The sequence below is a fragment of the Streptococcus infantis genome (assembly GCF_001579645.1).
In the GTDB taxonomy this organism is placed as follows: domain Bacteria; phylum Bacillota; class Bacilli; order Lactobacillales; family Streptococcaceae; genus Streptococcus; species Streptococcus infantis_E.
In genome coordinates this window covers 133,326-140,726 of record NZ_KQ970822.1, presented here as the reverse complement: position 1 = coordinate 140,726, position 7,401 = coordinate 133,326, and the positions used below count along the sequence as shown (strand labels likewise).

At 38.1% G+C, this 7,401-nt stretch carries 10 protein-coding genes; 6 read left to right on the top strand and 4 right to left on the bottom strand.

What is annotated here, in order from left to right; genetic code table 11:
* Window positions 1-146 precede the first annotated feature (146 nt).
* From SINDD18_RS07960 to SINDD18_RS10595, 4 genes are all read right to left on the bottom strand, one after another.
* Window positions 147-1,157, bottom strand: coding sequence for a YeiH family protein (locus SINDD18_RS07960; RefSeq protein WP_061863751.1), 1,011 nt, complete (start codon window positions 1,155-1,157; stop codon window positions 147-149).
* A 464-nt stretch (window positions 1,158-1,621) separates the two neighbouring features.
* On the bottom strand, window positions 1,622-1,975 hold the full coding sequence (locus SINDD18_RS07955) for a type II toxin-antitoxin system RelE/ParE family toxin (RefSeq protein WP_061863750.1): 354 nt from the start codon (window positions 1,973-1,975) through the stop codon (window positions 1,622-1,624).
* A complete protein-coding gene (locus SINDD18_RS07950) occupies window positions 1,965-2,249 on the bottom strand; it encodes a type II toxin-antitoxin system RelB/ParD family antitoxin (protein ID WP_000213598.1) in 285 nt (94 codons plus the stop codon). The genes SINDD18_RS07955 and SINDD18_RS07950 overlap by 11 nt, the downstream gene beginning before the upstream one ends.
* A gap of 270 nt (window positions 2,250-2,519) precedes the next feature.
* Window positions 2,520-2,687, bottom strand: a complete 168-nt coding sequence (locus SINDD18_RS10595) for a hypothetical protein (RefSeq protein ID WP_398578192.1) — start codon at window positions 2,685-2,687, stop codon at window positions 2,520-2,522.
* A 256-nt stretch (window positions 2,688-2,943) separates the two neighbouring features.
* Here SINDD18_RS10595 and SINDD18_RS07945 point away from each other — a divergent pair, with 256 nt between their 5' ends.
* The 6 genes from SINDD18_RS07945 to SINDD18_RS07920 all read left to right on the top strand — a co-directional run bounded on the left by SINDD18_RS07945 (window position 2,944) and on the right by SINDD18_RS07920 (window position 7,145).
* Window positions 2,944-4,113 (top strand): pyridoxal phosphate-dependent aminotransferase, encoded by a 1,170-nt coding sequence (locus SINDD18_RS07945; RefSeq protein WP_061863749.1) that lies wholly within the window; start codon window positions 2,944-2,946, stop codon window positions 4,111-4,113.
* Window positions 4,110-4,880, top strand: coding sequence for a DNA repair protein RecO (gene recO / locus SINDD18_RS07940; RefSeq protein WP_061863748.1), 771 nt, complete (start codon window positions 4,110-4,112; stop codon window positions 4,878-4,880). The genes SINDD18_RS07945 and recO overlap by 4 nt, the downstream gene beginning before the upstream one ends.
* On the top strand, window positions 4,877-5,869 hold the full coding sequence (gene plsX, locus SINDD18_RS07935; protein ID WP_061863747.1) for a phosphate acyltransferase PlsX: 993 nt from the start codon (window positions 4,877-4,879) through the stop codon (window positions 5,867-5,869). The genes recO and plsX overlap by 4 nt, the downstream gene beginning before the upstream one ends.
* 5 nt (window positions 5,870-5,874) lie before the next feature.
* Window positions 5,875-6,111: an acyl carrier protein gene (locus tag SINDD18_RS07930; protein WP_000130002.1), complete on the top strand. Its 237-nt coding sequence runs from the start codon at window positions 5,875-5,877 to the stop codon at window positions 6,109-6,111.
* 457 nt (window positions 6,112-6,568) lie between these two features.
* Entirely contained in the window at window positions 6,569-6,757 is a 189-nt protein-coding gene (locus SINDD18_RS07925; RefSeq protein ID WP_061863746.1) for a class IIb bacteriocin, lactobin A/cerein 7B family, read from the top strand.
* A 208-nt stretch (window positions 6,758-6,965) separates the two neighbouring features.
* On the top strand, window positions 6,966-7,145 hold the full coding sequence (locus SINDD18_RS07920) for a Blp family class II bacteriocin (RefSeq protein WP_061863745.1): 180 nt from the start codon (window positions 6,966-6,968) through the stop codon (window positions 7,143-7,145).
* Window positions 7,146-7,401: the final 256 nt, after the last annotated feature.

The following is a 7,401-nucleotide window of genomic DNA, read 5'->3' as shown; positions in this document are numbered from 1 at the left end:
CAAAGAGCCTAAAAAGGTAGCTTGCAGGCTACCTTTTGTGTTATACTCAATGAAAATCAAAGAGCAAACTAGGAAACTAGCCGCAGGCTGTACTTGAGTACGGCAAGGCGACGTTGACGTGGTTTGAATTTGATTTTCGAAGAGTATTAGAAAATACCGATGAGCGTTTGCATACCGAGGCTAGTCAGGATGATGGCAATCCAGCAGAGGGCACCAAGAAGAATGGATTTACCACTGGACTTAATCATAGCAATGAGATTGGTTTTGAGGCCGATAGCGCTCATGGCCATGATGATGAGGAATTTAGACAGTTGTTTGAGAGGTGCAAAGAAGTTATTGCTGACACCGAAGGAAGTAAGGACGGTGGTTAGCAGAGAAGCTAGGATGAAGTAGAGAATGAAAACAGGGAAGATTTTTTTAAGTTTTACCCCTTGGTTGTTTCCTTGTTGACGACTTTGCCAGTAGGAGAGAAAGAGAGTGATGGGGATAATAGCTAGGGTACGGGTCAATTTGACAATGGTGGCAGACTCAAGAGTGTTTGTATTGTATAGACTATCCCAGGCACTAGCAGTGGCTGTTACAGAGGAAGTATCGTTGACCGCAGTTCCTGCAAAGAGGGAGAAACCTTCGTTTGATAGATGAAGCCAGGTTCCTAGGGTTGGAAAGATAAGTGCGGCCAAGACATTGAAGAAAAAGATAACAGAAATGGCTTGTGCGACTTCTTTTTCCTTGGCATGGATGACAGGAGCAGTCGCTGCAATGGCAGAACCGCCACAGATAGAGGAACCAACACCGATCAAGGTAGCTAGCTTTGTATCTAGGTCAAAAAAGCGCTGGAAAAGATAGGCAACAATCAAGGCTATAGAAATGGTGGATAGAATGACAGGGAGCGAAGATTTTCCTACTGCAAAAACTTGAGAGATATTGAGTCCAAACCCAAGCAAGATAACAGCATACTGAAGTAATTTCTTGGAGCTGTAAGTCAAACCAGCATCTAGTTGTTTGTAGGAAGTGAGAAAGGGGTGGAGAATCATGCCAATAAAGATGGCAAAAACAGGTGCTCCCACAACAGGCAGAAAGCCTCCTAGAACCCAAGAGATGATAGAAATGATCAGACAGGCTAACAGTCCTGCCCCATTTTTTGATAGAAATGACATAAAAACCTCCTAAAATAAGTACTTCTTATTATAGTCTTATCTCGAAGAAAAGTAAAGTTTAATAATTATTTGACAAGTTTCTCTCATTATGTGATTAGAACTGTAACGAAGTCTTGGTAAAAACAGAAATACCAGAGCTCCACCTCTGGTATTTCTGTTTGTCTAGTCATATTAAAACTAAACTCAGGTTATATTTTTTTTGTCGCACTTATCTAACCACTTTCTGACTATCCACTCAGAAATGACATTACCGATCTAGTAATCAATAATGGTGCTAGAATAGTTGTAACGAAGATTAGCAAAACCGTATTTTACAAAGGTATACTCTGTAATATTTAAATCCTTATTAAATCAACGTTTCTAAAGAAAAAGTAGCTGTAAAATATTATATATACAGCGTATTGTTAAACCAAGACGGTACCAAAAATTAAGGTTTCGGAGCTTATAAAATAAAGAAAGATGTCTCAATCAGTTGAGCTTTTTTTATTACCATTTTGTAGCAAAGTGACATAGTCGCTTTTTGTGTGGAATAGGTGAGATAAAAAAACAGTGTTTCGTTTTTGGTCGATGAAGTAGAGTAAAACATACTGACCAATAATTTTTCCTCGTGTAGGGAACTTACTGTTAATCTTTACACCAATTTTTTCATCGGCGTCAAAACCAGCCTCAGGAAAGACTTCTAAACTTTTTAAGCCATCTAAAATTTTACCCACAGTATTTTTAGCAGACTGAGGTGATAAAAGAACAGTAGTGATGTAATCATGAATACTGTCAATAGCTTGTCTCACTTCATCAGAAATAATTACTTTATAAGCCATAGCGTGCCCTCATACTGTCTAGGGAAGTCCCTTTTCCTGCTTCATATTCTCTTAAGGCTCGTTCGGATTGAGCTTGTAATTCCTCAATCAACTGTTCACGGTGTAAATCTTCTGCAGTCTTGATTGGCAAGTCCTGTTCGAGGACAATCTGCTCTATAAAAAGAGTGATAGCATCCGTCATGGTCATTCCTTTTTCCTTAATAATGGCTCTAGCTTGTTCCATTGCTAACTCATTGATTTTAAAATTGTATTGCTTAACAAGTGATGTAGTCATGGTATATCTCCGTTCTATATCGTGTATATCCAGTATATATTTTTTGAACTTTTTTTGCAAGAAAAAAAAACTCTTGAATATACTCCAAGAGTGAAACGAATAGGACCAGTGGTGGAGCGGGTTCTTTACAACCTAAAGCTGAAGGTAGTGCCGAACCTGAACCTGAATCATCAGCAACATTTGAGCAAACTGTTACTAGTCACTCGACATCATCTTATCCTTAGTTATAAGTTTAGGATAGATAAGAGAGAATATCAACAATAATTCTTATTACAACCATCTGTCCTGTACCTGTGTTTGATTTTCTTGTTTTTGAATAAATTGTCTGACTGTATCTTTCAAATGTTTCTGCAATTCAAGAATCTGACTAAATTCATTTAGACTAGCCTGATTATCTTCGTTTACTTTTTTTGTGATCTGATTTATATTGACCCCTATCCGATTTATTTCCTTACGTAACTTCTCAATACTCGTCGAAAATCTCCTAATACGTTGTCATCTTCGGCTTACCTAACCTTAGTTATGTTTTCACCTCGATTCTTAGTTTCATGAGATTTTCATTGAGTATTATAAAAACATAGTGTTGTAATGAATTTAAATGAACATACATCAGTTGCTTATGCTAGTGTGATTTTGCGGTCAGAGAGCTTTTGTAGTATAATAGACATATGTTCTTTAAGCAAGGAGGGTATCTATGGACTTAACCAAGCGATTTAATAAACAATTAGATAAGATTCAAGTTTCCTTGATTCGTCAGTTTGACCAGGCTATTTCTGAGATTCCTGGGGTTCTACGTCTGACATTGGGAGAGCCTGACTTTACAACTCCAGACCATGTCAAGGAGGCAGCTAAGCGAGCCATTGACCAAAACCAATCCTACTATACAGGGATGAGTGGTTTGATGACTTTACGCCAGGCAGCTAGTGATTTTGTAAGAGAAAAATACCAGCTAGACTATAATCCTGAAAATGAAATTTTGGTCACAATTGGTGCGACAGAGGCTCTATCAGCTACTTTGACAGCTATTTTAGAAGAGGGAGACAAGGTTCTCTTGCCAGCTCCTGCCTATCCTGGTTATGAACCAATTGTTAATCTAGTTGGCGCAGAGATTGTCGAGATTGATACGACTGAAAATGGTTTTGTCTTGACTCCTGAAATGCTGGAGAAGGCAATTCTGGAGCAGGGTGACAAGCTCAAGGCAGTCATTCTCAACTATCCAGCTAATCCTACAGGAATTACTTATAGTCGCGAACAGTTGGAAGCCTTGGCAGACGTTTTACGTAAGTATGAGGTTTTCGTTGTCTGTGATGAGGTCTACTCAGAATTAACTTATACAGGGGAAAATCATGTATCTTTGGGAACAATGCTGAGAGATCAGGCCATTATCATCAATGGTCTATCCAAATCACATGCTATGACAGGTTGGCGTTTAGGCTTTATCTTCGCACCAGCAAACTTCACAGCTCAGTTAATCAAGAGTCACCAGTACTTGGTAACTGCTGCGAATACTATGGCGCAACATGCTGCAGTAGAAGCCTTAACAGCTGGTAAAGATGATGCAGAGCCGATGAAGAAGGAATACATCCAGCGTCGGGATTACATTATCGAGAAAATGACTAATCTTGGTTTTGAGATTATCAAACCTGACGGTGCCTTTTATATCTTTGCTAAGATTCCAACAGGCTACAATCAAGATTCGTTTGCTTTTCTAAAAGATTTTGCTCACAAGAAGGCTGTTGCCTTTATCCCTGGTGCAGCTTTTGGTCAATATGGAGAAGGTTATGTGCGCTTGTCTTATGCAGCTAGCATGGAAACCATAAGAGAAGCTATGAAACGTCTTGAGGAGTACATGAGAGAAGCATGATTCAGTCTATTACGAGTCAGGGGTTGGTGCTCTACAATCGTAATTTTCGTGAGGGTGACAAGCTAGTCAAAATTTTTACAGAGCAGGTTGGTAAGCGGATGTTTTTTGTCAAACATGCCGGTCAGTCCAAACTGGCTCCAGTTATTCAACCTTTGGTGCTGGCTCGTTTTCTTTTGCGAATCAATGATGATGGGCTTAGTTATATTGAAGACTATCATGAGGTGATGACCTTTCCAAAAATCAATAGTGATCTCTTTGTCATGGCCTATGCGACCTATGTGGCAGCTTTGGCAGATGCTAGTTTGCAGGACAATCACCAGGATGCTCCCTTGTTTGCTTTTTTACAAAAGACTTTAGAGTTGATGGAAGAGGGGCTGGATTATCAAGTTTTGACCAATATTTTTGAAATTCAGATCTTGACCCGGTTTGGGATTAGTCTAAACTTTAATGAGTGTGTTTTTTGCCATCGGGTGGGTCAGGCCTTTGATTTTTCTTTCAAATATGGTGCTTGCTTATGTCCTGATCATTACCATGAGGACGAGAAACGTTGTCATCTGAATCCAAACATACCCTATCTGCTCAATCAATTTCAAGCTATCAACTTTGAGACTTTAGAGACTATTTCTCTCAAGTCTGAAATCAAGCAAGAATTGCGTCAGTTCATGGATCAAATTTATGAAGAGTACGTCGGAATTCACTTAAAATCAAAGAAATTTATTGATTCCCTAGCCGATTGGGGACAATTACTAAAAGAGGAAGACAAATGAAAAAAATCGCAGTAGATGCAATGGGTGGCGATTACGCACCTCAAGCCATTGTTGAGGGTGTCAATCAAGCCCTTGCTGACTTTTCAGATATTGAGATTCAACTTTACGGAGACGAAAGCAAAATCAAGCAATATCTAACAGCTACAGAACGCGTCAGTATTATCCATACAGATGAAAAAATTGATTCGGATGATGAACCAACAAAAGCCATCCGTAAGAAGAAAAATGCCAGTATGGTATTGGCTGCTAAGGCTGTCAAGGACGGTGAGGCTGATGCTGTGCTCTCTGCAGGAAATACAGGTGCTTTGTTAGCGGCAGGATTTTTCATTGTTGGTCGCATCAAAAATATCGATCGTCCAGGGCTTATGTCAACCTTACCAACAGTTGATGGGAAAGGTTTTGACATGCTGGACCTCGGTGCCAATGCAGAAAACACAGCCCATCACTTACATCAATACGCCATCTTAGGTTCTTTCTATGCCAAAAATGTTCGTGGAATTGCAAAACCACGAGTTGGTTTGCTTAATAACGGGACAGAGAGTAGTAAAGGGGATCCACTCCGCAAGGAAACTTATGACTTGCTAGCAGCTGATGAGAGTTTGAATTTTATTGGTAATGTGGAAGCGCGTGATTTGATGGAGGGTGTTGCAGATGTTGTCGTGGCAGACGGTTTCACGGGAAACGCTGTGCTCAAATCCATCGAAGGAACAGCCATGGGAATCATGGGCTTGCTTAAAAATGCTATCACAGGTGGCGGTTTGCGAGCTAAATTAGGTGCTCTTCTTCTTAAGGATAGTCTTAGAGGATTGAAAAAGCAACTCAACTATTCAGATGTTGGGGGTGCGGTCTTGTTTGGCGTTAAGGCGCCTGTTGTCAAGACTCATGGCTCAAGTGATGCCAAGGCTGTGTATAGTACGATTCGTCAGATTCGTACCATGCTAGAAACAGACGTAGTTGCTCAAACTGCGCGTGAATTTTCAGGAGAATAATATATATGACAGATAAAGAAATTTTTGACCGTGTCGTGACCATTATCCAAGAACGTCAAGGGGAAGACTTCGTAGTAACAGAGGCCTTGAGCTTGAAGGATGATTTGGATGCTGATTCGGTAGATTTGATGGAATTCGTACTAACCATTGAGGATGAATTCGGAATCGAAATCAGTGATGAAGAAATCGACCACCTCCAAAGTGTGGCAGATGTATTAAAAGCCATTAAAGATAAAATCTAACATAAAGCAACATGCAAGTCATGTTGTTTTTTTATTTCTCGAAAAAAGATAAGATTTTGAAGTTTTATAGTCGAGTTTACGAATAAAAAGATGAGAACAAAAAAGGAGGATTACTGATGTATGTGACAGGTCTTTATCCGTGGTTGATCAAGTGGTTTTTAAAATAAATTTGACTTAGTTGTTTATTTTAAAATTATTTTATCGAATAGATAAGTAAGAAGAAAAGGAAAGGAGTCTGATCAATGTATTTACCAATTTTACTTCCATGGTTTATCAAATTGTATTTTAAATAAAATAAATTTATTCATTAATTTTAAAATGATTTCTCGAATAGACAAGTGAGAAGATAAGGAAGGAGAGAAAAAATGATTTCAGTTATTTATCCAATTTGGCTTTTAAAATGGTTTAAAGGTTAACAATCACAAACAAAAAAACTATAAAAATAAAGGAGAAAAAAATGACAAACTTTGACAAAATGGAACAGAACTTTGCAGCTCTTACGGAAGAAGAGCTGATGGAAGTGGATGGGGGAGTTGCACCGCTAGTAGTAGCATTTGGAGTAGCTGCGTTTAAAGGTTTTTCTGTAACAGGGGGCGCTATTATGCTAGGAGCAGGACTTTATCACGTTGGAAAAAATCTGAAATAAAACTTTAGGTGAGTTTTATGAATATAATGTTGAAAAATATATATGTAGGATTTGTTTTAATATCTTACAGTATATTATTAATTTATTCTCTACTTAATTTAGAAAAGGTATCAGTGGAGAACTGCATTCTGTTAGTGGTATTGACATACTATATTAATAGAAAAGAAATATTTAAAGTGAAAGTGAATTAGAGTAAGGAGATTCAAAAATGGAGATTTTAGTAAATGATAGTCGTTTTACAGCAATGACAGAAAATGAATTAGCAACAGTTGCTGGAGGAGTAGTTCCTGCAGCAGTTGTTGCTGTTCCGGTGGGAATTAAGGTTGCGGGGTATGTTGTCGGAGGAATATCTGCTGTAGGACTAGCTGTATGGGGTTATTTTAGCTAAGATATAATACTTTGTAGAAATCAGATACATACTATTAAAAATTAAATAGGATTGTCATAAAAAATTTTTATTGGGATTTGCTGAAGGATATTTTATCGTGTCAGTCATTATCTATATTGTAACGTATTTGATTTTGAAAAAACCGATCAATACCTTGTTTTATCCAGAAATCTATTCAATTCTGCTTGGGTTATTTTATGTAGGATATAAGTGTAGTTCAGAAAATAAAAAATGATCTATTAGAAAACTAATCATT

Excerpts from the sequence above, each read along its gene's own strand:
- SINDD18_RS07930 (WP_000130002.1), top strand. The coding sequence starts at position 5,875 with ATGACAGATAAAGAAATTTTTGACCGTGTCGTGACCATTATCCAAGAA.
- SINDD18_RS07920 (WP_061863745.1), top strand. The coding sequence starts at position 6,966 with ATGGAGATTTTAGTAAATGATAGTCGTTTTACAGCAATGACAGAAAAT.
- SINDD18_RS07960 (WP_061863751.1), bottom strand. The coding sequence starts at position 1,157 with ATGTCATTTCTATCAAAAAATGGGGCAGGACTGTTAGCCTGTCTGATC.
- plsX (WP_061863747.1), top strand. The coding sequence starts at position 4,877 with ATGAAAAAAATCGCAGTAGATGCAATGGGTGGCGATTACGCACCTCAA.
- SINDD18_RS07925 (WP_061863746.1), top strand. The coding sequence starts at position 6,569 with ATGACAAACTTTGACAAAATGGAACAGAACTTTGCAGCTCTTACGGAA.
- SINDD18_RS07955 (WP_061863750.1), bottom strand. The coding sequence starts at position 1,975 with ATGGCTTATAAAGTAATTATTTCTGATGAAGTGAGACAAGCTATTGAC.
- recO (WP_061863748.1), top strand. The coding sequence starts at position 4,110 with ATGATTCAGTCTATTACGAGTCAGGGGTTGGTGCTCTACAATCGTAAT.
- SINDD18_RS07945 (WP_061863749.1), top strand. The coding sequence starts at position 2,944 with ATGGACTTAACCAAGCGATTTAATAAACAATTAGATAAGATTCAAGTT.
- SINDD18_RS07950 (WP_000213598.1), bottom strand. The coding sequence starts at position 2,249 with ATGACTACATCACTTGTTAAGCAATACAATTTTAAAATCAATGAGTTA.